Origin of the sequence: Pseudomonas sp. LW8 (assembly GCF_041956865.1) — a bacterium.
Taxonomy (GTDB): Bacteria; Pseudomonadota; Gammaproteobacteria; order Pseudomonadales; family Pseudomonadaceae; genus Aquipseudomonas; species Aquipseudomonas siliginis.
In genome coordinates this window covers 3841042-3866710 of the sequence record NZ_CP168138.1, presented here as the reverse complement: position 1 = coordinate 3866710, position 25669 = coordinate 3841042, and the positions used below count along the sequence as shown (strand labels likewise).

At 57.5% G+C, this 25669-nt stretch carries 24 protein-coding genes, 2 tRNA genes and 3 rRNA genes; 13 read left to right on the top strand and 16 right to left on the bottom strand.

Annotation, left to right across the window (positions count from 1 at the left end):
- Nucleotides 1-5: 5 nt before the first annotated feature.
- On the top strand, nucleotides 6-230 hold the full coding sequence (locus tag AB9L16_RS17455) for an MbtH family protein (RefSeq protein ID WP_016770808.1): 225 nt from the start codon (nucleotides 6-8) through the stop codon (nucleotides 228-230).
- Between the two features lie 198 nt (nucleotides 231-428).
- On the opposite strand, the gene AB9L16_RS17450 is transcribed toward AB9L16_RS17455, so the two are convergent.
- The 10 genes from AB9L16_RS17450 to soxR form a co-directional block, all read right to left on the bottom strand.
- On the bottom strand, nucleotides 429-1334 hold the full coding sequence (locus tag AB9L16_RS17450; protein ID WP_375122464.1) for a metal ABC transporter substrate-binding protein: 906 nt from the start codon (nucleotides 1332-1334) through the stop codon (nucleotides 429-431).
- Nucleotides 1335-2234 (bottom strand): metal ABC transporter permease, encoded by a 900-nt coding sequence (locus tag AB9L16_RS17445; RefSeq protein WP_007917717.1) that lies wholly within the window; start codon nucleotides 2232-2234, stop codon nucleotides 1335-1337.
- Nucleotides 2234-3085, bottom strand: a complete 852-nt coding sequence (locus AB9L16_RS17440) for a metal ABC transporter ATP-binding protein (RefSeq protein WP_375122463.1) — start codon at nucleotides 3083-3085, stop codon at nucleotides 2234-2236. Before AB9L16_RS17440 ends, AB9L16_RS17445 begins: the two co-directional genes overlap by 1 nt.
- Entirely contained in the window at nucleotides 3082-4011 is a 930-nt protein-coding gene (locus tag AB9L16_RS17435) for a metal ABC transporter substrate-binding protein (RefSeq protein ID WP_056788579.1), read from the bottom strand. Before AB9L16_RS17435 ends, AB9L16_RS17440 begins: the two co-directional genes overlap by 4 nt.
- Nucleotides 4012-4046: 35 nt before the next feature.
- Entirely contained in the window at nucleotides 4047-4622 is a 576-nt protein-coding gene (locus tag AB9L16_RS17430) for a DUF6162 family protein (RefSeq protein WP_375122462.1), read from the bottom strand.
- Nucleotides 4619-4957, bottom strand: coding sequence for a hypothetical protein (locus AB9L16_RS17425; protein ID WP_064361226.1), 339 nt, complete (start codon nucleotides 4955-4957; stop codon nucleotides 4619-4621). The genes AB9L16_RS17430 and AB9L16_RS17425 overlap by 4 nt, the downstream gene beginning before the upstream one ends.
- Nucleotides 4954-5496, bottom strand: a complete 543-nt coding sequence (locus AB9L16_RS17420; protein ID WP_064361579.1) for a hypothetical protein — start codon at nucleotides 5494-5496, stop codon at nucleotides 4954-4956. Before AB9L16_RS17420 ends, AB9L16_RS17425 begins: the two co-directional genes overlap by 4 nt.
- A complete protein-coding gene (locus tag AB9L16_RS17415) occupies nucleotides 5493-6692 on the bottom strand; it encodes a PepSY domain-containing protein (RefSeq protein ID WP_041478473.1) in 1200 nt (399 codons plus the stop codon). Before AB9L16_RS17415 ends, AB9L16_RS17420 begins: the two co-directional genes overlap by 4 nt.
- Before the next feature lie 215 nt (nucleotides 6693-6907).
- Nucleotides 6908-7366: a VOC family protein gene (locus AB9L16_RS17410; RefSeq protein ID WP_375122461.1), complete on the bottom strand. Its 459-nt coding sequence runs from the start codon at nucleotides 7364-7366 to the stop codon at nucleotides 6908-6910.
- A gap of 112 nt (nucleotides 7367-7478) precedes the next feature.
- The gene (gene soxR, locus AB9L16_RS17405; protein WP_150638863.1) at nucleotides 7479-7931 is read right to left on the bottom strand and encodes a redox-sensitive transcriptional activator SoxR; all 453 of its coding nucleotides are present in this window, start codon (nucleotides 7929-7931) and stop codon (nucleotides 7479-7481) included.
- A 93-nt stretch (nucleotides 7932-8024) separates the two neighbouring features.
- Here soxR and AB9L16_RS17400 point away from each other — a divergent pair, with 93 nt between their 5' ends.
- From AB9L16_RS17400 to AB9L16_RS17380, 5 genes are all read left to right on the top strand, one after another.
- Nucleotides 8025-8387, top strand: a complete 363-nt coding sequence (locus tag AB9L16_RS17400) for an antibiotic biosynthesis monooxygenase (RefSeq protein ID WP_150638864.1) — start codon at nucleotides 8025-8027, stop codon at nucleotides 8385-8387.
- Nucleotides 8388-8488: 101 nt separating this feature from the next.
- A complete protein-coding gene (locus AB9L16_RS17395) occupies nucleotides 8489-8758 on the top strand; it encodes a hypothetical protein (protein WP_375122460.1) in 270 nt (89 codons plus the stop codon).
- Nucleotides 8759-8859: 101 nt separating this feature from the next.
- Nucleotides 8860-9474, top strand: a complete 615-nt coding sequence (locus tag AB9L16_RS17390; RefSeq protein WP_375122459.1) for a LysE family translocator — start codon at nucleotides 8860-8862, stop codon at nucleotides 9472-9474.
- A 204-nt stretch (nucleotides 9475-9678) separates the two neighbouring features.
- Complete coding sequence (locus tag AB9L16_RS17385) at nucleotides 9679-10845, top strand: aminotransferase class V-fold PLP-dependent enzyme (RefSeq protein WP_375122458.1); 1167 nt, start codon at nucleotides 9679-9681, stop codon at nucleotides 10843-10845.
- Between the two features lie 68 nt (nucleotides 10846-10913).
- Nucleotides 10914-12722, top strand: coding sequence for an aminopeptidase P family protein (locus AB9L16_RS17380; RefSeq protein ID WP_150742476.1), 1809 nt, complete (start codon nucleotides 10914-10916; stop codon nucleotides 12720-12722).
- A 44-nt stretch (nucleotides 12723-12766) separates the two neighbouring features.
- Here AB9L16_RS17380 and AB9L16_RS17375 read toward each other — a convergent pair whose 3' ends face one another.
- On the bottom strand, nucleotides 12767-13363 hold the full coding sequence (locus AB9L16_RS17375; protein WP_236168537.1) for a 2-hydroxychromene-2-carboxylate isomerase: 597 nt from the start codon (nucleotides 13361-13363) through the stop codon (nucleotides 12767-12769).
- Nucleotides 13364-13404: 41 nt separating this feature from the next.
- Nucleotides 13405-14133, bottom strand: coding sequence for an SDR family oxidoreductase (locus AB9L16_RS17370; protein ID WP_252876665.1), 729 nt, complete (start codon nucleotides 14131-14133; stop codon nucleotides 13405-13407).
- A gap of 91 nt (nucleotides 14134-14224) precedes the next feature.
- On the opposite strand from AB9L16_RS17370, the gene AB9L16_RS17365 reads away from it, so the two are divergent.
- A complete protein-coding gene (locus AB9L16_RS17365) occupies nucleotides 14225-14794 on the top strand; it encodes a TetR/AcrR family transcriptional regulator (protein ID WP_375122457.1) in 570 nt (189 codons plus the stop codon).
- On the opposite strand, the gene AB9L16_RS17360 is transcribed toward AB9L16_RS17365, so the two are convergent.
- Nucleotides 14795-15076: a hypothetical protein gene (locus AB9L16_RS17360; protein ID WP_095182157.1), complete on the bottom strand. Its 282-nt coding sequence runs from the start codon at nucleotides 15074-15076 to the stop codon at nucleotides 14795-14797.
- A 167-nt stretch (nucleotides 15077-15243) separates the two neighbouring features.
- Nucleotides 15244-16131, bottom strand: coding sequence for a threonine/homoserine exporter RhtA (rhtA, locus tag AB9L16_RS17355; RefSeq protein WP_375122456.1), 888 nt, complete (start codon nucleotides 16129-16131; stop codon nucleotides 15244-15246).
- Between the two features lie 666 nt (nucleotides 16132-16797).
- Here rhtA and AB9L16_RS17350 point away from each other — a divergent pair.
- The 6 genes from AB9L16_RS17350 to mrdA all read left to right on the top strand — a co-directional run bounded on the left by AB9L16_RS17350 (nucleotide 16798) and on the right by mrdA (nucleotide 24106).
- A 16S ribosomal RNA gene (locus tag AB9L16_RS17350) occupies nucleotides 16798-18334 on the top strand.
- 123 nt (nucleotides 18335-18457) lie between these two features.
- Nucleotides 18458-18534, top strand: a tRNA-Ile gene (locus tag AB9L16_RS17345).
- A gap of 10 nt (nucleotides 18535-18544) precedes the next feature.
- Nucleotides 18545-18620: transfer RNA gene (locus tag AB9L16_RS17340), tRNA-Ala, on the top strand.
- 238 nt (nucleotides 18621-18858) lie between these two features.
- Nucleotides 18859-21752: ribosomal RNA gene (locus AB9L16_RS17335) — 23S ribosomal RNA — on the top strand.
- A gap of 154 nt (nucleotides 21753-21906) precedes the next feature.
- Nucleotides 21907-22022 (top strand): 5S ribosomal RNA (gene rrf / locus AB9L16_RS17330).
- The 16S, 23S and 5S rRNA genes sit together here with 2 tRNA genes alongside, the layout of an rRNA operon.
- 191 nt (nucleotides 22023-22213) lie before the next feature.
- Nucleotides 22214-24106, top strand: a complete 1893-nt coding sequence (mrdA, locus tag AB9L16_RS17325; RefSeq protein WP_041477368.1) for a penicillin-binding protein 2 — start codon at nucleotides 22214-22216, stop codon at nucleotides 24104-24106.
- Between the two features lie 44 nt (nucleotides 24107-24150).
- Here mrdA and AB9L16_RS17320 read toward each other — a convergent pair whose 3' ends face one another.
- Both AB9L16_RS17320 and AB9L16_RS17315 read right to left on the bottom strand, forming a co-directional pair.
- Nucleotides 24151-24555 carry a lysozyme inhibitor LprI family protein gene (locus tag AB9L16_RS17320; protein ID WP_252876663.1) on the bottom strand — a complete coding sequence of 135 codons (405 nt, stop codon included), beginning with the start codon at nucleotides 24553-24555 and terminating at the stop codon, nucleotides 24151-24153.
- A 40-nt stretch (nucleotides 24556-24595) separates the two neighbouring features.
- Nucleotides 24596-25510: an ADP-ribosylglycohydrolase family protein gene (locus AB9L16_RS17315; protein ID WP_252876662.1), complete on the bottom strand. Its 915-nt coding sequence runs from the start codon at nucleotides 25508-25510 to the stop codon at nucleotides 24596-24598.
- Nucleotides 25511-25669 lie beyond the last annotated feature (159 nt).

Here is a 25669-nt window from a genome sequence, read left to right as displayed (position 1 = left end):
CCAGCATGACGTCAGTATTCGACCGCGAGGACATCCTCTTTCAGGTCGTGGTCAACCACGAAGAGCAATACTCGATCTGGCCCGATTACAAAGCTGTGCCGCAAGGCTGGCGCACCGTGGGCAAGAGCGGCCTGAAAAAGGAATGCCTGGCCTACATCGAAGAAGTCTGGACCGACATGCGTCCGTTGAGCCTGCGTCAGAAGATGGATGCGCAAGTCGCGGCGCAATAAGCGACCGGGCATAAAAAACCCGCTGGACCAGTGAGGGTCAGCGGGTTTTTTCATGTCTTGAATTTGTATTGTCTGCACAGTCTCATCGCTGGCAAGCCAGCTCCCACAGGTATTGTGGTTGATCACAAATGTGTGTTCGCCAAAAACTCTGTGGGAGCTGGCTTGCCAGCGATGAACGATGACTCGGTATCAGCCTGACTACGCTCCGCTCAACCCCTTGAGCAACAAATCCACATTCCCCTCCAGCTCCGCCAGCGGATCCGCCGCATCGGTACTCAACACCACCAGGCGGCTACCGGATTCGGCAATCGCCGCTTTCACCGGCTCCGCTGGCTGGCGATGGTGCAGCACCACCGCCACGTCATTGTCCTTGAGCGTCGCTGTCAGCTTCTTTAATTCATCTGGCGTCCACTCGGCATCAGGCCGCGCGTCCTGTCCAGCCAGTTCAAGGTTGAGGCTGCCAATCAGATAGCCGAAGTGATCGCTCAAGCTCATCACACTCAGGTTGTCCGCCTCGGCCAGGCGCGCTTCGGTGTCTGCGCTGAGTTTCAGCAGGCGCTGTTTCAACGCCGCCAGGTTGGCTTCGATCGCAGGCTTGGCGCTCGGTGCTAGGCGCACCAGGTCCGCCGCCATCACATCGGCCATGCGCCCCATGTTGTTGCTCGCCAGCCATGGCTGACTGTTCAGGCCATCAACCTGCAGGCCCGGCTGCACGGCGATGCCGGGCAGGGCGCCGTCGACCGGACGGGCGGCATCGACTTCGACGATACGAATGTTGCTACGGCGCGCGATCGGGTACAGCGGATCATCGGCCCACAGTGAGCGCAGACCAATCACCGCGTCCGCGTCAGTGGCCAGTTTGCTCAGCGTCGGAGCGCCACGGCCGGTGAAATACGCAGTCTGACGGCTACCCGGAAGGTTGGCCGGCGCCGCGCGTTCGAGTTTGACGTCGGTACCCTTGAGCAATGCTTCGCCCAATCCATAGGTGATCGGTAACGAGGCCAGGACGCGCAAGGGTTTCGCGCTTTCAGCCGCCAGCAGCGGGGTGCAGACCACGCCACACAGGGCCATGGCCAGAGTCAGGTTACGCAGTGAAAAAGCCATTTATCCAAGATTCCCTTTCAGGCTGGGGACGACGCCGCGCGCGATGGCGGCGAGGGCAAAAGCGATGCCGGCGACCAGAATGATCGCGGCGCCGGACGGGATCGGCAGGTCGAAGACGATCGGCGCGAGAATCCCGCACAGCGTACTGACGGTAGCGATCAGCACCGAACACCAGAAAAAACCTTTGAGCGACTGGCTAAGCAAGCGCGCCGCTGCCGCCGGAATCACCAGCAAGGCACCGACCAGAATCGCGCCAATCACCTTCACGGCGGCGACGGTGATCAGGGTCACCAGAATCACGAACAGGTAATCCAGGGTCTTGACCGCTACGCCACGCACCGCCGCCAGTTGCGGATTGAAACTGGCGAGCATGATGCGGTTGTACAGCGGCAGGGCGAGGGCCATGACCAGCGAACCGACGATCGCCAGCACCGCCAGATCATTGCCGTTGACGGTCAATACCGAACCGAACAACACGTTTTCCAGAATGTGCACGTTGATCTTGCCGGCGAGAATCAGCAGCAGGCTCGCGCCCAGTGCCAGCGACACCGAGAGAAACACGCCGATCAGCGTATCCGGCGCCAGCCCGGTGCGGTTGCGCAGGTAATTGAGCAGGATGCCGAACAGCAGGCAGTAGCCGAACAGGCTGCCGTACGGGCCGGTGTAGGGTTCGCCGAGCAGAATGCCGATGGCGACACCGGTCAACGCGGCATGGCCGACTGCTTCGGAAAAGAATGCAAAGCGCTTGACCACCACCAGCGTGCCGAGCCCGCCCAGCACCGGGCCGATCAGCAGGCCGGCGAGCAGGGCGTTGACGACAAAACCGTAGGCCAGCGCTTCCGGCAGATAACCGGAAGACGCCCAGCCTTGGACCATCAAACGAAAGGCTTCGTAACTCATCAGACCGCGCTCCGTGGATGGGTGGAAAACAGCGTCAGCAGACGCTCCGGAGTCAGTGCCTGTTGCGGTGTGGCATCGAACAGCACGCGGCGGTTGAGACCGGTGACCCGATCGGCCAGCCGACCCACCGCTTCCAGGTCATGCTCGATCCACAGCACGGTGATACCCGCCGCGCGCCAGTCAGTCAGCAGACGTTCGAACACCTGAATCCCGGCCTCATCGAGGGCCGACATCGGCTCGTCGAGCACCAGCAATTGCGGCGCCGGGATCAAGCCCTGCGCGAGCAGTACCCGCTGCCGCTCACCACCGGACAGCGCGCCCATGCGCCGCTTGCGCTTGTCCTGCATGCCGACGCGCTCCAGCGCCTCGCCGATGGCGCCGGCGTAGTGTTTGCTCAAACCGAGAAAGGCCGGACGGCGCTGACACATGGCGGCCATGAAATCGTCGACGGTCATCGGCAAGCCGCGATCGAACTCCAGCGCCTGCGGGACGTAACCAATGATGCCGGGCTCGCCGGGCCAGTGCAGGCTGAGCTGGCCCTGATGCGGCATCTGCCCGAGCAGGGTCTTGATCAGCGAACTTTTACCACCGCCGTTGGGGCCGACCAGCGCATGCACGCTGCCGGGCTGCACTTGGAAGCTGACCTTGTCGAGAATCGTCGTGCGCCCCAAGGTCAGGCTGATATCCGCAAACTCCAGCGCCGGCCCGGTTATCCCCTGTGGGAGCGAGCCTGCTCGCGAATGCGGTGTGTCATTCAACGAAGATGTTGCCTGATCCGGCGCCTTCGCGAGCAGGCTCGCTCCCACCGGGTTATTGGTGTTGTCAGGGATCAGGGTTTCTTTCGACGTCATGCCCCCGACTCCTGAATCGCCCGAACTACGGTGTTGAGGTTGCCGGTCATTTCCTTTTCGTACTTGTCGGCGGTGTATTCGCCGTAGGAAATGTGCGACAGCGGGTACAGCTTCACCCCGGATTCGCGCTGGATGGTGTCGACGTAGCTGGACGGGAAATCCATTTCCGAGAAAATCACTTTCACGTCAAGCTCGCGCAGCTGGTCGATGGTTTTTTTCAGCTGACTTGGGCTTGGCTCGATGCCGTGGGCGGGCTCGACCACGGCCGTCACTTCCAGACCGAATTCACGCAACAGATAGTCGTAAGCCGCATGCACCGTGGCCACGCGCAGTTCTGCGTTCGGTGCCTGGGTCAGTTTGGCCAAAGCGTCGGCGCGCATCTGCCGCAGGCGTTTGCCATAGGCACGCGCGTTCTGGGTGTAGGTCTTGGCGTTGTCCGGATCGATCTTGCCCAGCTCGCGGGCGATGTTGTTGACCTGGGCGATGGAGGCGCTTATCGACAGGAACGTGTGCGGATTGACCACTTTGCCAGCGCCGCGCGCAGCGACACCGGTGGCCGCCAGCAACGGCACATTCTCGTTGGCTTCGATGGTTTTGACATTGGGCGTTTCGCTGGCGGCGATCATCCGGTCGGCGAAGTCGTCATGGCCGACGCCATTGAGCACGATCACGTCCAGCCCGCTGATGCGCTTGATGTCTTCAGCTCGAGGCTCGTAGGCGTGCGGATTGAAGCCCGCAGGAATCAGCGGCACCACTTCGGCCTTGTCGCCGACGATGTTGGCGACGTAGCTGTAATACGGATGCAGAGTGATGCCTATGCGCAGGCGTTTGCCTTGCTCGGCGCTGGCCAGTGGGCTCAACAGGCATGCGCACAGGCCAAGCAGAAACAGGCGTAACAATGGACGGCGAGGAGATGAAATGGACATGGGCAAGCAGTCTTCTCTCGGATAAAGGCGAGGAATCAATGGCGATGTTCGCGGGTAACCCCGGCATCGAATTGCGCGACGATCTGTTTCCAGCCAGCGGCGGACAGCGCCGCGTCGGACAGATCCTCCGCAGGCGCGAGGTCGGCGCTGCGGTTCAGCCAGATGTCCGGCGCCGCGTTGGCGTCAGTGCCGACACGCATCAGAAACGAACCGGCGACATCAGGCGTCGCACTCCGACCGAAATAGGCACGATCGGCGAATATCTGCCATGCGTGACCGCCACGGCTGACCGAACTGGCATCCTGCGCGAACGGCGCGAAACCTTCTTCGGCCAGCACCTGTGGCGTCGGCAGGGCTTGTTGCTCTTCGCGCAGTAGACGGATTTCGTCGAGGGTCACGCGCAGGTCGGCATAGATGCCTTGCTCAGCGGCGCTGAGATCGCGGCGGGCGTCGTACTGGTTGCTGGCGACCGGCTCCGGTTCATGGGAAACCCCGCGCCACGCCACCACCGAGCCGGCGACCGCGAGGATCAGCAGGCACAACAGCAGCACATTGAGGGTTTCATGACCGGCACCGGCCGGACGTACCACTTGCGTCGTCGGGGTGCTCATGGGGCTTCGATATCCGCCTGGTCGATTTCCACAACGTGGCCGGGGCCAGCGTCGAACAGCACATAGAACTCGCTGCCGGGCTTCTTGAACGTCAGGGTCGAGTCTTCTCCCAGTTTGCCCGGCACCAGAATGGTTTCGTCGTAGCCGATCACATCAAGGGTCACCCCCGGCGCGCCGCTGCCGTCGGAGAAACCGCCGGTGCATTTGATCTGTTCGGCATCGATGGCTTTGCATTCGCACATCGGGTTGTGCGCCAGGGCGCTGGCGCTGAAACCGGCGCTCAGCAGCAGCGCGGCGCTGGCGAGCAAACGGGTATGAAGGGGTGAGCGAGTCATGGTTTGGCTCCTTGTTTGTTCAGCCACGCAACCGTGGCGGGGGAGGCTTGGCTCAGGGGAATCGCGGCTTGGTGCATGCTGCCGTCCCAGCCTTCCATGGTGATCCACAGCTCGGCGTCAGGTTTGGTCTTTGCCGGGATCGGCATCTGCGTGCCCATGCGGTAAGGGGTGCCGAAGAAGATCGTGCCGGCGGCACGCAGGCTGCGCGGCTTGCCGATGCGCAGGTAAGTGGCCTTGACCTGTTCGACGCAGGTATCACAAACGGCGGCAGTGAAATCCTTCATATAGCCGGCCGGGCCGCTCAGGTGCGGCGCCTCTTCGCGTAACTCGGCCAGACGCAGGCTCCACGGGCCGACCTGAACCGTGCCTATTTCACGCTGGCCCAGGCCGCTGTCGCCGCGAAACAGCGAAGCATCGGCAAAGTATTTCGGCATGAAGCCCAGCGGGATCAGCAACAGCAGAACATTGATATGGAAGCGCCACTTGTGCCAGAAACGCGACAGGCGCGACGGCGGTGTGACCGAGATGGCTTTGTTCACAGGCTCGCCTCCGAAGTTTCACGGCGCAGCGCCGGTTGGGCGGTGACGCGGTTTTTCTTGTCCTCGCGTTTCAGCGCATTGGCGGTGGCCAACGCGGTGCGCTTGGTCCAGATCAGCAGACCGCTGAGGATCATCATGCTCAGCAACAGACCGAAGAAGAACCAGATCAACTTGATCCAGATTCCACCGAAGTCACCGGTGTGCAGCGGGCGCATGGATTCGGTGACGAATTCCAGCGAGGACCGATCGGACAGCAACCGTGAGGAAGCCATTTCGCCGTTGTACGGGTTGAGAGTCGCGGTCTGATACATCAGCGGATACCAGCCACGGCCGCTGACGCTCATGTGCGAGTAGGCATTGCCCGGCAGGTTGACGTAACTGGCCTCCAGCCCCGGAATCTTCTGCTGGGCGATTTCTATTGCGCGATCCAGGCTGATGCGCGGCGGCGGGGTGCCGGCTGCCGAGATCGGCACACTTTCGCGGGACATCGCCGGAATGATCGGCTCGCTGGAAATGGAAATCTGGTTATCGAACAGGATCGCTTTGATCAGGAACCAGATGCCGGTGATGGAAATCACCGCGATGAACCAGATCGACCAGATGCCGCACAGGCGATGGAAGTCGCCCCAGAAGATCCGCGCACCATGGCGTACACGCAGGGTCGGGCGCAAAAAACCTTTCCAGAAGCGCTTGTAGACCACCAGCCCGGTAATCAGCGACACCAGCATCGGCACGCCGAGCAATGACACCAGATACCAGCCCCAGCTGTAGCCGTTGGTGAACGGCACCAGCCACCAGCCGTGCAGGGCGCGGGTGAACGCCTTGAAATCGAAGGCCGGCGCGGTGCCCTGAATGACCCCCGTGTACGGATTGACATAGACCGTCAACGAGCGCCCGTCGGGGTAGCTGACTTCGACGTCGAGGGCAAAGTGCGACTCGTCCGGACGATTGATGCTCTGCACCAGGGTTTGCGGCTCGGCCTGTTTGATCGCGGCGAGGATCTGGTCGTAGCTCAGTCGCGGCGCGTCGTCCGACGGCTGACTGGCGCGCATTTGCGGGTTGGCCAGCCAGACAATCTCCTGGCTGACCACCGCCAGCGTGCCGGTGACACAGACGATCAGCACAAAGAACCAGATCGGCAACGCCAGCCAGCTATGCACCAGGAACCACAGTTTGGAACGGGATTTCTTCGACATGATTGCGCGTCTTGATTGCGGTGGAAGGGGCCGGGCTACGGGCTTCGCAGCACGGAACTCCCCCGGGAGACCGTTCGTGGCTTTTGCCTACGCGAACGGCCTGCATTCCTATAAGACGGATGAGCGAAGAAAATCCCGAAAGCGGATATGAAAGTAAATGTTTCGCAATTACATCGGCAGTGTATTTTTGCCGGTTGATCCGAGGTAAAAAACCCTCAACCTTGGTTAAACATCTCCATCGCCCGCTGGCGAATCTGCTCTTCGCTCAGATCCTCTTTGTGCGTGGCGAGAAACCACAGATGGCCGAACGGATCTCTCAGCGTGCCGCTGCGATCACCATAAAACTGGTCTTTGACCTCGGAGACGCTTTGCGCCCCGGCATCCAGCGCTTGTTGAAAGGATTGGTCAACATCGGTGACATACAGGTGCAAGCCGATCGACACCGCCTGCTGCGGATTGCTCAACGGCCCTTGGTCGCAAGGCGTGCCAAGCATGATCGCGCTGTCGCCGATGCGCAGCTCGGCATGGCCGATGGTGCCGTCGGGCATGGTCAGGCGCATGACTTCGGTGGCGTTGAAGGCTTTTTTGTAGAACTCGATGGCCTGGGCAGCCTGTTGGATGCCGAGATACGGGGTAATGCTGTGATACCCCTCGGGAATGGGTTTGACGCTCATGACGTTCTCCCTGTTTCTGTTTTCAACAGATGTGGTTACACCGGACTTACCCGGAGCAATCACTATAGAACCGTCCTTACTGCACAGATTTTCCGCCGACGAGCAGCAATCATCATTCATCGCGAAAGTGCGGGCCTGGGCCTCGGTCACCGAGCATGTCGCCTTTATTGCGTAACGGACACGCTTCCATGGATAGACAGCCGCAGCCGATGCACCCGGTGAGCTGATCGCGCATCAGCGTCAATTGCCTGATTCGTTCGTCGAGCTCGCGCTGCCATTGTTCAGACAGCATTTTCCAGTCCGCCGCCGATGGCGCGCGATCCTGCGGCAGGATCTTCAGCGCTTCGCCGATTTCCGCCAGCGGTATTCCCAGCCGTTGCGCGACTTTGATCAACGCCACCCGGCGCAGGACGGCGCGCGGATAGCGGCGCTGATTGCCGGCATTGCGCTCACTCTTGATCAAACCTTTGGCTTCATAAAAGTGCAGCGCCGTGACCGCGACGCCACTGCGCGCCGAGACCTCCCCAACGGTGAGAGGCTTGTGCACCTGGTCTTTGCTGATCATGCTGAAAATACCCTTGACCTTGACTTAACTAGAGGTTTTACCCTGCAGCTCTTCGGGTCGCAAGGCTCGCTTCAAGATGAGTGGGGGCTTTCCATGAGCAATCGCAGCTTTACCCAATTGATCGAATTCGAAATCGAACCCCGCCAGCAAGCGGCGCTGGTCTCGGCACTGGCGACGCAGACCGAGGGGCTGGCCCAGCGTTACGACGGGTTTCTCAGCGCCAGCGTGCAAGCCAGCGACGACGGCCGCCGCGTGCTGAGTTTTTTGCAGTGGCAAAGTCGCGAAGCGGGGGAGGCGGCATTTCGCAGTTTCGAAAGCGGCGAGCAGGATTTCTGGCAATTGATCCGCACTCATCGGGCGAAAACCGTGACCTTCAACTCGTTCCAGGTGCACAGCAGCATTGCCCGCAGTCACGACGATGCGCTGCACTGCCGTCTGCCGGTCAGCCAGTATTAGTGCCAACCTGATAGCCACTATTGAGAGCGTTGATTTCTGCGCGAGCGTGCCCGGGCGTAGCCTTTCTCCATCGACCCCACATTGCTCGCCAGGACGCTCCCATGAACCGTTTACTGACTGCTTCGCTGATGCTCGCTGTTTCCGTACTCGCCGGCTGTGCTGGCCATGTTTCGCCAGAGCTGCGTCCCTATACCGCTGAAGAATCCCGCGAGCTGGCGCTGGAAGCGCTGAACCGCAGCGGTTTGTCGTTCGACGAATACCACGCCAAAAAAGCCCAATTGCTCGGCCAGCCGCAGAAAACTTTCGGCTTCGATCAACAGGGTGAGATGAGCGCCGAACGTGCCATACAGCTGCACGGTCGTCCAAGCTGAAAGCAAACTGTACTGCTTGAAGTTTTCCCTAACTGTCCGTGGGTTTGCCGGGCCGTGTGGGATAGGGTCAACAGCTGAATGACCCTGGATGGACTGCCTCGATGAACCTCTCGCTTGATCTGCTGTTGGCCTTTGCCCTGTTTGCCCTTGTCACCTCGATCACACCGGGGCCGAACAACACCATGTTGCTGGCGTCCGGAGTGAATTTCGGTTTCAACCGCACCATTCCGCACATGCTCGGCATCAGCTGCGGCTTCTTCCTGTTGGTGGTAGCGGTGGGCTTCGGCCTTGGTGCGGTGTTTCAGGCCTACCCGATTCTGTATACGGTGCTGCGTTATGCCGGCGCGGCGTATTTGTTGTATCTGGCGTGGAAGATCGCCCACTCCGGCCCGGTCGGCGACAGTGCCCACGGCGAGGCGAAACCGATCAGCTATCTGGGCGCCGCAGCGTTCCAGTGGGTCAATCCCAAAGCGTGGATCATGGCAATCGGTGCCATCAGCACGTACACGCCGATGCAGGGTTATTTCTATAACGTCGTGATCATCGCGGCGGTGTTCGCCATCATCAATCTGCCCAGTGTCGGCCTGTGGGCGGCGTGCGGCACGCTGTTGCGCAATGTGCTGAAAGATCCGCGCTGGTTGCGCGTGTTCAATTGGGGCATGGCAGCGCTGTTGGTGATCTCGTTGTATCCGTTACTTCTGGAAAGCTTTCACTGACGCATTGCTTCAATCGCCGGCCCGATGCCTGTTAAGCTCGGTTTCAGGAGCGTTCCTACGCACTTTTAAATGAAGCCTACTTCTTTAACGGCATCCGATCAGGTATTGATGACGCTCTCGAACCCATGCACAGCTCACAAGGCTGTGCATTGTCGTTTGCAGATACGAGCCTCCTGATCCCGGAACACGCTCTGCGAGTCCTTTATGAACACACGTCCGTTGTATTTCGATTACGCCGCCACCACCCCGGTGGACGAGCGGGTCATCCAGGTGATGATCGAATGTCTGGGTTTTTACGGTAACTTCGGTAACCCGGCGTCCAGCTCCCACGCTTTCGGCCAGCAGGCCCGGCAGACGGTCGAGCAGGCACGTCGGCAAGTCGCCGATCTGGTCGGCGCGCAGCCTGAGCAGATTGTCTGGACCTCCGGTGCCACCGAGTCCAACAACCTCGCCCTCAAAGGCGTCTCCCAGGCCCGTGGCATTTCCGGCGGGCACATCATTACCAGTCAGATCGAACACAAGGCCATTCTCGACACCGCGCGGCAATTGCAGGACTCAGGCATTGCCGTGACCTATCTGGTACCGGACGACCAAGGCTTGATCACGCCGCAAGCGGTCAGCGAAGCGATGCGTGATGACACCTTTCTGGTCTCGCTGATGCTGGTCAACAACGAATTGGGCACGGTCAACGATGTCGAGGCGATTGGCGAGGTGGTGCGCAGTCGGCAGGCCCTGTTTCATGTCGATGCTGCGCAAGGCGCCGGCAAAGTCGCGATCGATCTGAGCCGCTGGCCGGTGGATCTGATGTCGTTTTCCGCACATAAACTCTACGGCCCCAAGGGCATCGGCGCCTTATATGTCGGCCCGCAGGCGCAGCAACGTTTGCAGGCGCAGATTCACGGTGGTGGTCATGAGGGTGGCCTACGCTCCGGAACCCTGGCGACTCATCAGATTGCCGGGATGGGCGCTGCATTCGCTTTGGCCGCCGACGCATTCGATGAAGAGAAAAAGTCCATCATCGCTTTGCGCGAACGCTTGCTCGAACGTTTGATGACTCTACCTGGCGTGCGCCTCAATGGCAGTGCCTCGCAACGTATTCCGCACACCCTGAGCCTGACCTTCAGCGAGGGCGAGTTCAACAGCGCCGCCTTGAGCCATTCGATCGCGTTTTCCGCGACGTCGGCGTGTAATTCCGCAAGTAATGCGCCGTCCCACGTGCTGCTCGCGCTCGGGCATGATGCGCGGCTGGCGGGGCGCACCATTCGCTTGAGCCTCGGGCGGTTTACCACCGTCGAGGATGTCGACAAGGCCGTCGAACTGATCACTACCGCCTGCGCCAGTGCCCCGGCATTCTGGGCGACAGGGCTTTAAACAGCCGACGCTTTCCATGGCCGAGAAGGCTACGAACAATAACGATGACGCGATTAGCAGGAGACATGATGAGTTCCCACACCTTGACCGAAGGATCGGTGCCTCAGCGCCTGGCGCATACCCGTGAACTTATGCGCCGCGAAGGCATCCATGCGCTGCTGGTGCCGTCCGCCGACCCGCATCTTTCGGAATACCTGCCGGGTTACTGGCAAGGCCGGCAATGGCTGTCGGGTTTCCACGGTTCGGTCGGTACGCTGATCGTCACTGCGGATTTCGCCGGTGTGTGGGCCGACAGTCGTTACTGGGAACAGGCGACGAAAGAGCTCAACGGCAGCGGCATCGAACTGGTCAAGCTGCAACCGGGGCAACCGAGCCCGCTGGACTGGCTGGCGGAGCAGACACCCGAGGGCGGCGTGGTTGCGGTCGACGGCGCGGTAATGGCAGTGGCTTCGGCGCGCACACTGAGCAGCAAGCTCGAGGCACGCGGCGCTCGCCTGCGCACCGATATCGACCTGTTGCAGGAAGTCTGGCGTGATCGCCCGAGCCTGCCGAACGCGCCGATCTATCAGCATCTGCCGCCGCAAGCGACTATCAGTCGTGGCGAGAAACTGGCGAAATTGCGCGAAACCTTGCAAGAACGTGGTGCCGACTGGCACTTCATCGCCACCCTGGATGACATCGCCTGGCTGTTCAACCTGCGTGGCGGTGATGTTTCGTTCAATCCGGTGTTTGTTTCGTTCGCCTTGATCAATCAGCAACAGGCCACGCTGTTTGTGGCGCTGAGCAAGGTCGATGCCGATCTGCGTGCCGTGCTCGAACAGGATGGCGTAACGCTACGTGATTACAGCGAAGTGGCCGATGCATTGCGGTCTGTGCCGAGTGGCGCGAGCCTGCTGGTCGATCCGGCGCGAGTGACCACGGGGTTGCTGGATAACCTCGAAAGTGGCGTGAAACTGGTCGAGGGCCTCAACCCGACTACGTTGGCCAAATCGCAGAAAAGCGAAGCCGACGCTCAGCACATCCGCAAAGCGATGGAGCAGGATGGCGCGGCGTTGTGCGAATTCTTTGCCTGGCTGGAATCGGCGTGGGGACGCGAGCGCATCACCGAACTGACCATCGACGAGAAACTTACCGCTGCCCGTGAACGTCGTCCCGATTACGTTTCGCTGAGCTTCAACACGATTGCCGCGTTCAACGCCAATGGCGCGATGCCGCACTATCACGCTACCGAAGAGGAGCATGCGCTGATCGAGGGTGACGGTCTGTTGCTCATCGATTCCGGTGGCCAATACCTCGGCGGTACCACTGACATCACGCGGATGGTCCCGGTGGGCACGCCGACGCAAGAGCAGAAACAGGATTGCACGCGCGTGCTGAAAGGCGTGATTGCTTTGTCGCGGGCACGTTTCCCGAAAGGCATTCTGTCGCCGCTGCTCGACGCCATCGCTCGTGCGCCGATCTGGGCTGACAACGTCGACTACGGTCACGGCACCGGTCATGGCGTGGGCTATTTCCTCAACGTTCACGAAGGTCCGCAAGTGATCGCTTATCAGGCGGCACCGGCGCCACAAACGGCAATGCAGCCGGGGATGATCACCTCGATCGAACCCGGCACTTATCGCCCGGGCCGCTGGGGTGTGCGCATCGAAAACCTGGCGATGAACCGTGAGGCCGGCAGCAGCGAATTCGGCGACTTCCTCAAGTTCGAAACCCTGACGCTGTGCCCGATCGATACCCGCTGCCTGATTGCTGACCTGCTGACCCACGAAGAAAAGCAGTGGCTGAACGACTACCACCGCGAAGTGCGTGAGCGACTGAGTCCATTGCTGGATGGCGCGGCGTTGAGCTGGTTGAACGAGCGCACTGTGGCCATTTGATCGATTTACCCAAGGCGCCGCTCGCGGTGCCTTGGGGCTCGGCTTCAATCCTGGCGCAATGCCTCTTCCACGAAGTCGAGTCGATCCTGACCGAAGAACAACTGATCGCCGATAAACATGCTGGGGGCACCGAAAACGCCGCGCTTGATGGCGGCTTCGGTGTTTTCCTTGAGTGCGGCTTTTACTGATTCGTCGTTGGTCAGCGCGATTATCTCTTGGGGGTCGAAGCCGTTTTCAGTCAGCACGGCAGCAATGGTTTGCGGATCGTTGAGGTTACGACCTTCTACCCAAAGCGCCCTGAACAGGCAATCGACGAATTCGGCGAAACGCTGCGGCTGGCGCATCTGCATGCCAGTGACGGCACGCATCAATATCAGTGTGTTGATTGGAAAGTGCGGATTGAATCTGAGCTGTACGCCGTAGCGTTTGGCGAAGCGATCGAGGTCCTGAAACATGTAGCGGCCCTTGGCCGGAATCATTGCCGGCGAAGCGTTGCCGGTGGCTTTGAACACGCCACCCAACAGCATCGGGATGTAGATCAGTTCGCTATGGGTATCGGCGCAGATTTTCGCTAGCTGGGTGTGCGCCAGATAGGTGGTGGGGCTGCCGAGGTCGAAATAGAATTCCACGGATTTCGTCATGATCAAATTGCGCTCTTATTGTTGTAATGAGGGAGGAGGGCTTACCAGCGTTCGTTCCAAGGCCGAAGGTCCAGCTCAAAAGTCCAGGCATCCCGTGGCTGACTGTGCAGATACCAATAGTTTTCAGCGATGTGCTCGGGATTGAGAATGCCGTCCTGATCCTTGGTCGCGTATTTCTCGGGAAAGCTGTTGCGGATGAAGTCGGTATCGATCGCACCATCAACTACGACGTGGGCGACATGAATGTTCATCGGCCCCAACTCTCTCGCCATGCTTTGCGCCAGTGCGCGGATGCCATGTTTGGCTCCAGCGAAAGCGGCAAATCCAGAGGCGCCGCGCAACCCGGCCGTGGCACCAGTGAACAGAATCGTACCGCGCTGCCGAGTGACCATGCGCTTGGCCACTTCACGGGCATTGAGAAAACCGGAGAAGCAGGCCATCTCCCAGATCTTGAAATATTTGCGCGCGGTTTCTTCGAGAATGCTGCAGGGCACGTTGGCGCCGATGTTGAAAACAAAGGCTTCGATCGGGCCGACGCGGGTTTCGATGTCTTCGATCAAGGCGATGACGTCTTCTTCCTTGCGCGCATCGCAGGCAAAACCATGGGCCTCACCGCCCTCAGCGATGATTGCGTCAACCAGAGGCTGCAATTTGTCGGCGCTGCGCCGGGTCACGCAGGCTATAAACCCCTCACTGGCAAAGCGCTTGGCAATCGACCCGCCGGTGGCATCACCGGCACCGACAACCAACACGACCTTCTTGTTATTCATGGGTGAATCCCTTTGGGTTAACGATCGTTTAGTTAACGAACGTTATGCTAGGATTTGGGCAGCGTCAAGGCGATCTACTTCAGGAGATGACATGCGTTATTCGGCCGGACACAAATCGGAAACCCGCGAACGATTGCTGCAAAGCAGCGCGCTGTCGGCAAAGAAATCGGGGTTTTCCACGGTGGGCGTGGATGGCCTGATGAAAGCCATCGGTTTGAGTGGCGCCGCGTTCTACAGCCACTTTGCATCCAAGGATGCGTTGTTCGCTGCCATCGTCGAGCGAGAGTTGAGTGAAAGTCTTGAGCGCCTTGGTGGCCAGGGCGGTGCAGATCGGCAGCGGCTGGAGCGTTGTCTGAAGCAGTACCTGAGCATGGCCCACGTCGAGCAACCAGAGTCCGGTTGCGCGCTGCCGACATTGGGCGCGGAGATTGCCCGTGCCGATTTACAGGTGCGTGAGCAGGCTGAAGAATGGATCTGCCGCCTTCAGCAGGGCTGGGCCGAGATACTGGAAAGCGAGAGTCTGGCCTGGTCGGTGCTGTCGCAATGCGTGGGCGCATTGGTGGTTGCGCGGATGCTGGCAGCACCGGACGTGCAGCGTACGGTGTTGCGCTCGAGTCACGAGGAAATTACACGTCAGCTCGCTTTGCCGCGAGCCGAGTAGTTATTTGCAGATGACGATCATGCTGCGGCTGGTATAACCGGCGGGGTTCAGGCCGAACGGATAATCGCCAGGTTCCTCGACGACATCCCCGGATTTGGCGATCACCTTGTAACCCTTGGGGGCGCAGGAGTTGGCTGCGCTGGTGTAGCACTTGTCCCATGAGGATGAAAGACCGGAACAGTTGATGTGCAGTCCCTTCTTGCCGCGTTTGACCTGGGTTTCCGAAGTCGCCGCGCAACTCGCGATCGCCAGCAGGGCGATCATTAGCAAAATTCGTTTCATTACCATCCTTAATAGCGGCCGCGAGTCTGGTGCTCGGGTCTGCCTGTATTCGCTCGCGTTTGCAGCGTGGTGCCGTCCTTTGCGAAAAAATCCATGCCTGGCGATGGGTTACGCAGCTAAACATGGCCTAAATGAGCGCCAATTACCAGAGCCACTTTCGCTACGCTTCAGTCAGCCGCGACAGCAGGCTTTGCTCCGCTACCCATGGTCATGGTTGCGCCCACTGAAGCCAGAATAATGCACAGGATGGCCAGCCATTGTGACAATGAAAGGTATTCCTGGAGAAAAAGCAGGCCTGACAGCGCGCCGAAGGCCGGCTCGATACTCATGAGCGTGCCGAAGGTGCGCGCGGGCATACGCGTCAGCGCGACCATCTCCAGGGTATAGGGCAGGGCGGTCGACAGAATGGCAACGCCGATAGCGACTGGAATCAACGATGGTGTAAGCAGCGCAGCACCGGCATGAACGATTCCGATCGGCGCCACGAACAGCGCGGCGATCATTACGCCGAGGGCTGCCGTCGTCACCCCGTTGCCGGCGCCGGCCTTTTGCCCGAACAAAATGTACAGCGCCCAGCAAACCCCGGCGCCGAGCGCATAGCCCGCTCCGACCAGATCAATGCCGGCAGTGGTAGCGCCGGTGGGTATCAATAGAAGCAAACCGGCTGCAGCGAGCGCGATCCAGACAAAATCGATGGCGCGGCGGGAGGCATATATAGCTACAGCCAATGGGCCGGTGAATTCCAACGCAACGGCGATGCCCAGCGGCACTGTGCGCAGCGACATATAGAAGAGGAAGTTCATTCCACCCAATGCCATTCCGTAGACGATCACGGTACGAAGAGACTTGGCGGTCAGCTTTGCACGCCATGGGCGCAGTATCAGCAGCATGATCACGCTGGCAAAGATCAGGCGAAGAGTGGTTGTTCCTTGTGCGCCGATAATGGGGAACATGCTTTTGGCCAGAGAAGCGCCCGACTGGATGGACGCCATGGCTATCATGAGCAGGCAAACCGGAAACAATGTGGAAGCAAGGGAGCGAGGTTGATCATTCATTGCGCGGCAGCATCCAAGGCAAAAACACAGTATTGTTGTGGTAGTGGGCAATATACTGCGCATTGGATGGGGGCGCGTCTATATATAGAAAGCGTTTTTGCTGATTTGAAAGAAAAGCGAAATTAACGGTTGACGGCAGATTCCAGAGGTCTATAATTCGCCCCACTTCCGGCGCAGTCGAAACGGAAAACTCCTTGAGATTCAAAGAGTTATGCGGTTTCGACAGCGGGTTGCTTCAGATCATCGAAGCCTGGAAGGAGTTGAAAGAGCAGTGATGTGTAGCTCTTTTAACGGTTCGATCTTCTCGGTCGAAAGCGGAGAAAAAGAGGTGTTGACAGCAGCGATTAACGCTGTAGAATTCGCCTCCCGCTAACGAGAGATCGGAAGCGCAAGTGGTTGAAGTTGTTGAAGAATTCTTCGAAAACTTCTGAAAATAATCACTTGACAGCAAATGAGGCTGCTGTAGAATGCGCGCCTCGGTTGAGACGAAAGATCTTAACCAACCGCTCTTTAACAACTGAATCAAGCAATTCGTGTGGGTGCTTGTGCAGTCAGACTGATAGTCAACAAGATTATCAGCATCACAAGTTACTCCGCGAGAAATCAAAGATGTAACCAACGATTGCTGAGCCAAGTTTAGGGTTTCTTAAAAACCCAAAGATGTTTGAACTGAAGAGTTTGATCATGGCTCAGATTGAACGCTGGCGGCAGGCCTAACACATGCAAGTCGAGCGGATGAAAGGAGCTTGCTCCTGGATTCAGCGGCGGACGGGTGAGTAATGCCTAGGAATCTGCCTGGTAGTGGGGGACAACGTTTCGAAAGGAACGCTAATACCGCATACGTCCTACGGGAGAAAGCAGGGGACCTTCGGGCCTTGCGCTATCAGATGAGCCTAGGTCGGATTAGCTAGTTGGTGAGGTAATGGCTCACCAAGGCGACGATCCGTAACTGGTCTGAGAGGATGATCAGTCACACTGGAACTGAGACACGGTCCAGACTCCTACGGGAGGCAGCAGTGGGGAATATTGGACAATGGGCGAAAGCCTGATCCAGCCATGCCGCGTGTGTGAAGAAGGTCTTCGGATTGTAAAGCACTTTAAGTTGGGAGGAAGGGTTGTAGATTAATACTCTGCAATTTTGACGTTACCGACAGAATAAGCACCGGCTAACTCTGTGCCAGCAGCCGCGGTAATACAGAGGGTGCAAGCGTTAATCGGAATTACTGGGCGTAAAGCGCGCGTAGGTGGTTTGTTAAGTTGGATGTGAAATCCCCGGGCTCAACCTGGGAACTGCATCCAAAACTGGCAAGCTAGAGTATGGTAGAGGGTGGTGGAATTTCCTGTGTAGCGGTGAAATGCGTAGATATAGGAAGGAACACCAGTGGCGAAGGCGACCACCTGGACTGATACTGACACTGAGGTGCGAAAGCGTGGGGAGCAAACAGGATTAGATACCCTGGTAGTCCACGCCGTAAACGATGTCAACTAGCCGTTGGGAGCCTTGAGCTCTTAGTGGCGCAGCTAACGCATTAAGTTGACCGCCTGGGGAGTACGGCCGCAAGGTTAAAACTCAAATGAATTGACGGGGGCCCGCACAAGCGGTGGAGCATGTGGTTTAATTCGAAGCAACGCGAAGAACCTTACCAGGCCTTGACATCCAATGAACTTTCCAGAGATGGATTGGTGCCTTCGGGAACATTGAGACAGGTGCTGCATGGCTGTCGTCAGCTCGTGTCGTGAGATGTTGGGTTAAGTCCCGTAACGAGCGCAACCCTTGTCCTTAGTTACCAGCACGTAATGGTGGGCACTCTAAGGAGACTGCCGGTGACAAACCGGAGGAAGGTGGGGATGACGTCAAGTCATCATGGCCCTTACGGCCTGGGCTACACACGTGCTACAATGGTCGGTACAAAGGGTTGCCAAGCCGCGAGGTGGAGCTAATCCCATAAAACCGATCGTAGTCCGGATCGCAGTCTGCAACTCGACTGCGTGAAGTCGGAATCGCTAGTAATCGCGAATCAGAATGTCGCGGTGAATACGTTCCCGGGCCTTGTACACACCGCCCGTCACACCATGGGAGTGGGTTGCACCAGAAGTAGCTAGTCTAACCTTCGGGAGGACGGTTACCACGGTGTGATTCATGACTGGGGTGAAGTCGTAACAAGGTAGCCGTAGGGGAACCTGCGGCTGGATCACCTCCTTAATCGACGACATCAGCTGCTGCATGAGCTCCCACACGAATTGCTTGATTCATTGAAGAAGACGATAGAAGCAGCTTTAAGCTCCAAGCTGATAGCTCTGAGCTAACAGTTACAAGCTCGAAATTGGGTCTGTAGCTCAGTTGGTTAGAGCGCACCCCTGATAAGGGTGAGGTCGGCAGTTCGAATCTGCCCAGACCCACCAATTTTGTTATGGGGCCATAGCTCAGCTGGGAGAGCGCCTGCCTTGCACGCAGGAGGTCAGCGGTTCGATCCCGCTTGGCTCCACCATAAACTGCTTCGAAGTTTGAGAGTTTAGAAATGAATATTCGAGCTGAATATTGATTTCTAGTCTTTTGATTAGATCGTTCTTTAAAAATTTGGGTATGTGATAGAAAGATAGACTGAACGTTACTTTCACTGGTAACGGATCAGGCTAAGGTAAAATTTGTGAGTTCTCTTAATTGAGAAATTCGAATTTTCGGCGAATGTCGTCTTCACAGTATAACCAGATTGCTTGGGGTTATATGGTCAAGTGAAGAAGCGCATACGGTGGATGCCTTGGCAGTCAGAGGCGATGAAAGACGTGGTAGCCTGCGAAAAGCTTCGGGGAGTCGGCAAACAGACTTTGATCCGGAGATGTCTGAATGGGGGAACCCAGCCATCATAAGATGGTTATCTTGTACTGAATACATAGGTGCAAGAGGCGAACCAGGGGAACTGAAACATCTAAGTACCCTGAGGAAAAGAAATCAACCGAGATTCCCTTAGTAGTGGCGAGCGAACGGGGACTAGCCCTTAAGTGGCTTTGAGATTAGCGGAACGCTCTGGAAAGTGCGGCCATAGTGGGTGATAGCCCTGTACGCGAAAATCTCTTAGTCATGAAATCGAGTAGGACGGAGCACGAGAAACTTTGTCTGAATATGGGGGGACCATCCTCCAAGGCTAAATACTACTGACTGACCGATAGTGAACTAGTACCGTGAGGGAAAGGCGAAAAGAACCCCGGAGAGGGGAGTGAAATAGATCCTGAAACCGTATGCGTACAAGCAGTGGGAGCAGACTTTGTTCTGTGACTGCGTACCTTTTGTATAATGGGTCAGCGACTTATTTTCAGTGGCGAGCTTAACCGAATAGGGGAGGCGTAGCGAAAGCGAGTCTTAATAGGGCGTCTAGTCGCTGGGAATAGACCCGAAACCGGGCGATCTATCCATGGGCAGGTTGAAGGTTAGGTAACACTGACTGGAGGACCGAACCGACTACCGTTGAAAAGTTAGCGGATGACCTGTGGATCGGAGTGAAAGGCTAATCAAGCTCGGAGATAGCTGGTTCTCCTCGAAAGCTATTTAGGTAGCGCCTCATGTATCACTGTAGGGGGTAGAGCACTGTTTCGGCTAGGGGGTCATCCCGACTTACCAAACCGATGCAAACTCCGAATACCTACAAGTGCCGAGCATGGGAGACACACGGCGGGTGCTAACGTCCGTCGTGAAAAGGGAAACAACCCAGACCGTCAGCTAAGGTCCCAAAGTTATGGTTAAGTGGGAAACGATGTGGGAAGGCTTAGACAGCTAGGAGGTTGGCTTAGAAGCAGCCACCCTTTAAAGAAAGCGTAATAGCTCACTAGTCGAGTCGGCCTGCGCGGAAGATGTAACGGGGCTCAAACCATACACCGAAGCTACGGGTATCACCTTCGGGTGATGCGGTAGAGGAGCGTTCTGTAAGCCTGTGAAGGTGAGTTGAGAAGCTTGCTGGAGGTATCAGAAGTGCGAATGCTGACATGAGTAACGACAATGGGTGTGAAAAACACCCACGCCGAAAGACCAAGGTTTCCTGCGCAACGTTAATCGACGCAGGGTTAGTCGGTCCCTAAGGCGAGGCTGAAAAGCGTAGTCGATGGAAAACAGGTTAATATTCCTGTACTTCTGGTTATTGCGATGGAGGGACGGAGAAGGCTAGGCCAGCTTGGCGTTGGTTGTCCAAGTTTAAGGTGGTAGGCTGAGATCTTAGGTAAATCCGGGATCTTAAGGCCGAGAGCTGATGACGAGTGTTCTTTTAGAACACGAAGTGGTTGATGCCATGCTTCCAAGAAAAGCTTCTAAGCTTCAGGTAACCAGGAACCGTACCCCAAACCGACACAGGTGGTTGGGTAGAGAATACCAAGGCGCTTGAGAGAACTCGGGTGAAGGAACTAGGCAAAATGGCACCGTAACTTCGGGAGAAGGTGCGCCGGTGAGGGTGAAGGACTTGCTCCGTAAGCTCATGCCGGTCGAAGATACCAGGCCGCTGCGACTGTTTATTAAAAACACAGCACTCTGCAAACACGAAAGTGGACGTATAGGGTGTGACGCCTGCCCGGTGCCGGAAGGTTAATTGATGGGGTTAGCTAACGCGAAGCTCTTGATCGAAGCCCCGGTAAACGGCGGCCGTAACTATAACGGTCCTAAGGTAGCGAAATTCCTTGTCGGGTAAGTTCCGACCTGCACGAATGGCGTAACGATGGCGGCGCTGTCTCCACCCGAGACTCAGTGAAATTGAAATCGCTGTGAAGATGCAGTGTATCCGCGGCTAGACGGAAAGACCCCGTGAACCTTTACTATAGCTTTGCACTGGACTTTGAATTTGCTTGTGTAGGATAGGTGGGAGGCTTTGAAGCGTGGACGCCAGTTCGCGTGGAGCCATCCTTGAAATACCACCCTGGCAACTTTGAGGTTCTAACTCAGGTCCGTTATCCGGATCGAGGACAGTGTATGGTGGGTAGTTTGACTGGGGCGGTCTCCTCCTAAAGAGTAACGGAGGAGTACGAAGGTGCGCTCAGACCGGTCGGAAATCGGTCGTAGAGTATAAAGGCAAAAGCGCGCTTGACTGCGAGACAGACACGTCGAGCAGGTACGAAAGTAGGTCTTAGTGATCCGGTGGTTCTGTATGGAAGGGCCATCGCTCAACGGATAAAAGGTACTCCGGGGATAACAGGCTGATACCGCCCAAGAGTTCATATCGACGGCGGTGTTTGGCACCTCGATGTCGGCTCATCACATCCTGGGGCTGAAGCCGGTCCCAAGGGTATGGCTGTTCGCCATTTAAAGTGGTACGCGAGCTGGGTTTAGAACGTCGTGAGACAGTTCGGTCCCTATCTGCCGTGGACGTTTGAGATTTGAGAGGGGCTGCTCCTAGTACGAGAGGACCGGAGTGGACGAACCTCTGGTGTTCCGGTTGTCACGCCAGTGGCATTGCCGGGTAGCTATGTTCGGGAAAGATAACCGCTGAAAGCATCTAAGCGGGAAACTTGCCTCAAGATGAGATCTCACTGGAACCTTGAGTTCCCTGAAGGGCCGTCGAAGACTACGACGTTGATAGGTTGGGTGTGTAAGCGCTGTGAGGCGTTGAGCTAACCAATACTAATTGCCCGTGAGGCTTGACCATATAACACCCAAGCAATTTGCTGACCTGAAAAGGCACCAGATTGCGGTGTGTGAAGACGAAACGAACCGAAAGTTCGAAACTCACAAACACCTAGCTGTCACATACCCAATTTGCTGAAGCGAGGCCATCTGGTCCCGAGTCAGTACCCGAATTTCTTGACGACCATAGAGCGTTGGAACCACCTGATCCCATCCCGAACTCAGCAGTGAAACGATGCATCGCCGATGGTAGTGTGGGGTTTCCCCATGTGAGAGTAGGTCATCGTCAAGATTAAATTCCGAAACCCCAATTGCGAAAGCAGTTGGGGTTTTGTTTTGCCTGCGAGAAAGTTTTTAGCCTGCCACCGGGGAAATTCATCCTGAAGTGGATGGCGAGTTTTGGTATGGTGCAGCTCGTTTTTTAACGGACTGATGTCCTGCCCACGGATCGGCACTCATTTACGTCTAAGAGTTGCTGTAGAAATGCCTGAACCAATCCCGATCAAGGATCATGAAAAAGAGACGAGGCTGGTCAACAAACGCTTGATTGCCTGTGCTCTGTTCGTGTTCGCCATCAGCTGCGCTTTGGTGGTGCGCCTGTACATTCTCCAGGTCGTGGAATTCGATTACCACTCGACCATCTCCGAAAACAACCGAGTCCATGTCCTGCCGATACCGCCGACGCGGGGATTGATCTACGACCGCAACGGTGTATTGCTCGCCGACAACCGTCCCAGCTACAACCTGACCATCACTCGGGAGCGTGCAACCGACGTCAATCAGGAGCTGGACGAAGTCATCAACTTGCTGCACTTGCCTGCTGAAGACCGCACGGTATTCGACAAGGCGATGAAGCAATCCCGGCATCCATTCACACCGGTCACACTGTTTTATGAGCTGACGGAAGAGCAGATCGCCGTCCTGGCGGTGAACGAATTTCGCTTGCCGGGGATTGATGTCGAACCGCAGTTTGTCCGGCACTATCCTCTCGGCGCACATTTCGCTCATTCGATCGGTTATGTCGGTCGGATCAATGAAAAGGAAGCTAAAACCCTCGACTCCGTGGAATACCGAGGTACGCAGTCCATTGGTAAAACCGGTATCGAGCGTTTCTATGAGGCGCAGTTACACGGCCATGTCGGTTACGAAGAAGTCGAGACCAATGCTCAAGGCCGCGTGCTACGGGTACTCAAGCACACCGATCCGGTGCCAGGCAAAAACATCGTCCTGAGCCTCGATGTAAAGCTGCAGGAAGCTGCCGAAGCCGCTTTGGGCGACCGTCGTGGTTCAGTGGTAGCTCTCGACCCGTCCACCGGAGAAGTGCTGGCGATGGTCAGCAATCCGAGTTTCGATCCGAATCTGTTCGTCACCGGGATCAGTTCGAAGGAATATTCAGCACTGCGGGATTCCATTGATCGGCCATTGTTCAACCGCGTGTTGCGTGGTCTGTACGCCCCGGGCTCGACGATCAAGCCGGAAGTCGCTATCGCTGGTCTGGACGCCGGCGTCGTGACCCCGCAGACCCGCGTATACGATCCCGGCTATTACCAATTACCGGACTTCGATCACAAGTATCGCAACTGGAACCACAGCGGTGATGGCTGGGTGGACATGGACGCGGCGATCATGCGTTCCAACGACACCTACTTCTATGATCTGGCGCACAAGCTTGGCATCGATCGTCTGCACGACTACATGGCGATGTTCGGCCTTGGTGAAAAAGTCTCGCTGGACATGTTTGAAGAGTCCCCCGGTCTGATGCCGTCGCAAGCGTGGAAACGCGCTACACGGCGACAGGCCTGGTATCCCGGCGAGACGGTTATTCTCGGCATCGGCCAGGGATACATGCAGGTCACACCGCTGCAATTGGCCCAGGCCACTGCCCTGATCGCCAATAAGGGGATATGGAATCGGCCGCATTTGGCCAAGTCGGTCGACGGTGTAGCTCCGGTTGATGAGCATCCAATGCCAAATATCCTGCTTAAAGATCCGCGGGATTGGGAGCAGGTCAACCACGGTATGCAGATGGTCATGCACGATGCTCGAGGCATTGCCCGTGCGGCCGCTGCGGGGGCGCAATATCGCATCGCCGGCAAGAGTGGTACGGCGCAGGTGGTGGCGATCAAGCAGGGTGAGCGTTACAACCGCGAGAAAACCCTTGAGCGCCACCGTGACAACGCCCTGTTTGTAGGATTCGCACCGGCCGAGCATCCGAAGATCGCCATCTCGGTAATGATCGAGAACGGCGAGGCGGGTGGTCGTGTTGCCGGTCCAGTAGTGCGGCAGATCATGGACGCCTGGTTACTCGATCAGGATGGTCACCTTAAACCTCAATACGCTGCGCCGAGCAAAGCGCCGGGCGATCCTCACGTCTGAGGCGTAACGGTTCACAGCACAGGCTCCGTAAGCGGAGCCTGTGATTACGCACCGGGTACCGGGCAGCTCATATCACCTTCCTCACATTTCAAATACTGCTTGAGGGTTTCTACTCTGGCCTTGGTTACGTCTGTAAGACAACTACTGTAAACCAATGGATACACACTCCCGCCTGCCACCCCAGAAGCCGAAAACTTGCACTCGGCATCCCGAAAGCTGACCCACGCCCGCTGCGCGTTGACCAGCAGCTTCTTTCCGTCCGGGTTGTCCTTCAGGCGTCCGGTGATCTGCTGATAGAGCGTATTCAGTTCCTTGTCTGCCGCTTTGAAGGCTTGCCCCGCGCATTGATTCATCGTCGACTGATCGCTGGCGTTGGCGCAATCAACGGCGGCATGGGCGAAAGGGGCAAACAAAAAGGGCGCAGAGGCCAGAAGCAGACGCACTGACATAAGATTCTCGCTGTATCGAGTGGAAAGAGTGTATCGAGTGTTATGTACGTAGCCGGGAGGCCTCAAGCAAGCGATCCGCAGTGGCGGTGATTTCCTCGCCTTCATGCAACTGCTCCAGCCAGTGCTCGGGAATCGCCCGAGCGCCGTAGTAAGTACCGGCCAACTGACCCACGATAGCAGCTGTGGTATCCGCATCATCACCGAGATTGGCTGCTTTCAGTATCGCGTCAGCGTACGTTTGCGTGTGATGGAAGCACCACAAAGCGGCTTCCAATGATTGCACGCTATAGCCGCTGCCCTTGATTTCGTTTTCTTTTTTGCCGAGATACTCACCCCGCGCGATCGCAACCACCTTGGGTTGCGAATACTCTGCAAGTAGCGATTGGCGCAGTTGCGTTTTGTCGGCTCCCTCAAGCGCTCGTGCGATCAGATCAGCCAGCAATTGGCAGCACTCGATTGCCTCCGGCGCCGCATGGGTTGTGCGCGAACTGTCGGCAGCGTGGATCTGGATCTGTCTAGCGTCGGGAAAATAAAACAGTACGACAGGAGCCAATCGCATCAGCGACCCGTTGCCAGCAGTCAATGGATCAGTCGACCCCGCGAAAGGCTTCCCGGTTCGCTGAAACTGTTCCAGCGCCTGGCTCACGGTCATGCCGATGTCGAAACATTCCCCGGTGGAGCTCAGATATCCCCATTTCCACCAATTGAGATAGCGGCCCATCTGATCAGCCGCGTCGAAACCGTTTTTGCGCAGCAGGCTCTCGGCCAGGCAGAGTGCCATTGAGGTGTCATCGGTCCATTGCCCTGGCTTGAGCTGGAACGGGCCACCGCCGACCATGTCGCTCAGCGGCTGGAATGATCCTCGCGGCTGGAACTCAACTGTTGTGCCGACCGCATCGCCGCAAGCCAGGCCGAGGAGGGCGCCGCGATACCGATCGGCAAGAGAGGGCTGCATGATTCGTCCTTGTTTCTGCGGATTCGCTGGAAAGATAACAGGTCAAGCGGCGCCGATCACAGAGCGCAAACTACCGCAGGATGTGTCTGCTCGAATCGATGCCTGCAGCGCCTGGATACAACTTCGCATTGGACATGTGGTCATACAAGCCTAGTGTTC

Coding starts and splice junctions, on each gene's coding strand:
- AB9L16_RS17415 (WP_041478473.1), bottom strand. CDS start 6,692: ATGTCGAAGAAATCCCGTTCCAAACTGTGGTTCCTGGTGCATAGCTGG.
- AB9L16_RS17410 (WP_375122461.1), bottom strand. CDS start 7,366: ATGAGCGTCAAACCCATTCCCGAGGGGTATCACAGCATTACCCCGTAT.
- AB9L16_RS17455 (WP_016770808.1), top strand. CDS start 6: ATGACGTCAGTATTCGACCGCGAGGACATCCTCTTTCAGGTCGTGGTC.
- AB9L16_RS17390 (WP_375122459.1), top strand. CDS start 8,860: ATGAACCTCTCGCTTGATCTGCTGTTGGCCTTTGCCCTGTTTGCCCTT.
- rhtA (WP_375122456.1), bottom strand. CDS start 16,131: ATGAATGATCAACCTCGCTCCCTTGCTTCCACATTGTTTCCGGTTTGC.
- mrdA (WP_041477368.1), top strand. CDS start 22,214: ATGCCTGAACCAATCCCGATCAAGGATCATGAAAAAGAGACGAGGCTG.
- AB9L16_RS17380 (WP_150742476.1), top strand. CDS start 10,914: ATGAGTTCCCACACCTTGACCGAAGGATCGGTGCCTCAGCGCCTGGCG.
- soxR (WP_150638863.1), bottom strand. CDS start 7,931: ATGATCAGCAAAGACCAGGTGCACAAGCCTCTCACCGTTGGGGAGGTC.
- AB9L16_RS17320 (WP_252876663.1), bottom strand. CDS start 24,555: ATGTCAGTGCGTCTGCTTCTGGCCTCTGCGCCCTTTTTGTTTGCCCCT.
- AB9L16_RS17370 (WP_252876665.1), bottom strand. CDS start 14,133: ATGAATAACAAGAAGGTCGTGTTGGTTGTCGGTGCCGGTGATGCCACC.
- AB9L16_RS17315 (WP_252876662.1), bottom strand. CDS start 25,510: ATGCAGCCCTCTCTTGCCGATCGGTATCGCGGCGCCCTCCTCGGCCTG.
- AB9L16_RS17445 (WP_007917717.1), bottom strand. CDS start 2,234: ATGAGTTACGAAGCCTTTCGTTTGATGGTCCAAGGCTGGGCGTCTTCC.
- AB9L16_RS17395 (WP_375122460.1), top strand. CDS start 8,489: ATGAACCGTTTACTGACTGCTTCGCTGATGCTCGCTGTTTCCGTACTC.
- AB9L16_RS17385 (WP_375122458.1), top strand. CDS start 9,679: ATGAACACACGTCCGTTGTATTTCGATTACGCCGCCACCACCCCGGTG.
- AB9L16_RS17430 (WP_375122462.1), bottom strand. CDS start 4,622: ATGAGCACCCCGACGACGCAAGTGGTACGTCCGGCCGGTGCCGGTCAT.
- AB9L16_RS17440 (WP_375122463.1), bottom strand. CDS start 3,085: ATGACGTCGAAAGAAACCCTGATCCCTGACAACACCAATAACCCGGTG.
- AB9L16_RS17450 (WP_375122464.1), bottom strand. CDS start 1,334: ATGGCTTTTTCACTGCGTAACCTGACTCTGGCCATGGCCCTGTGTGGC.
- AB9L16_RS17360 (WP_095182157.1), bottom strand. CDS start 15,076: ATGAAACGAATTTTGCTAATGATCGCCCTGCTGGCGATCGCGAGTTGC.
- AB9L16_RS17425 (WP_064361226.1), bottom strand. CDS start 4,957: ATGACTCGCTCACCCCTTCATACCCGTTTGCTCGCCAGCGCCGCGCTG.
- AB9L16_RS17365 (WP_375122457.1), top strand. CDS start 14,225: ATGCGTTATTCGGCCGGACACAAATCGGAAACCCGCGAACGATTGCTG.
- AB9L16_RS17375 (WP_236168537.1), bottom strand. CDS start 13,363: ATGACGAAATCCGTGGAATTCTATTTCGACCTCGGCAGCCCCACCACC.
- AB9L16_RS17400 (WP_150638864.1), top strand. CDS start 8,025: ATGAGCAATCGCAGCTTTACCCAATTGATCGAATTCGAAATCGAACCC.
- AB9L16_RS17435 (WP_056788579.1), bottom strand. CDS start 4,011: ATGTCCATTTCATCTCCTCGCCGTCCATTGTTACGCCTGTTTCTGCTT.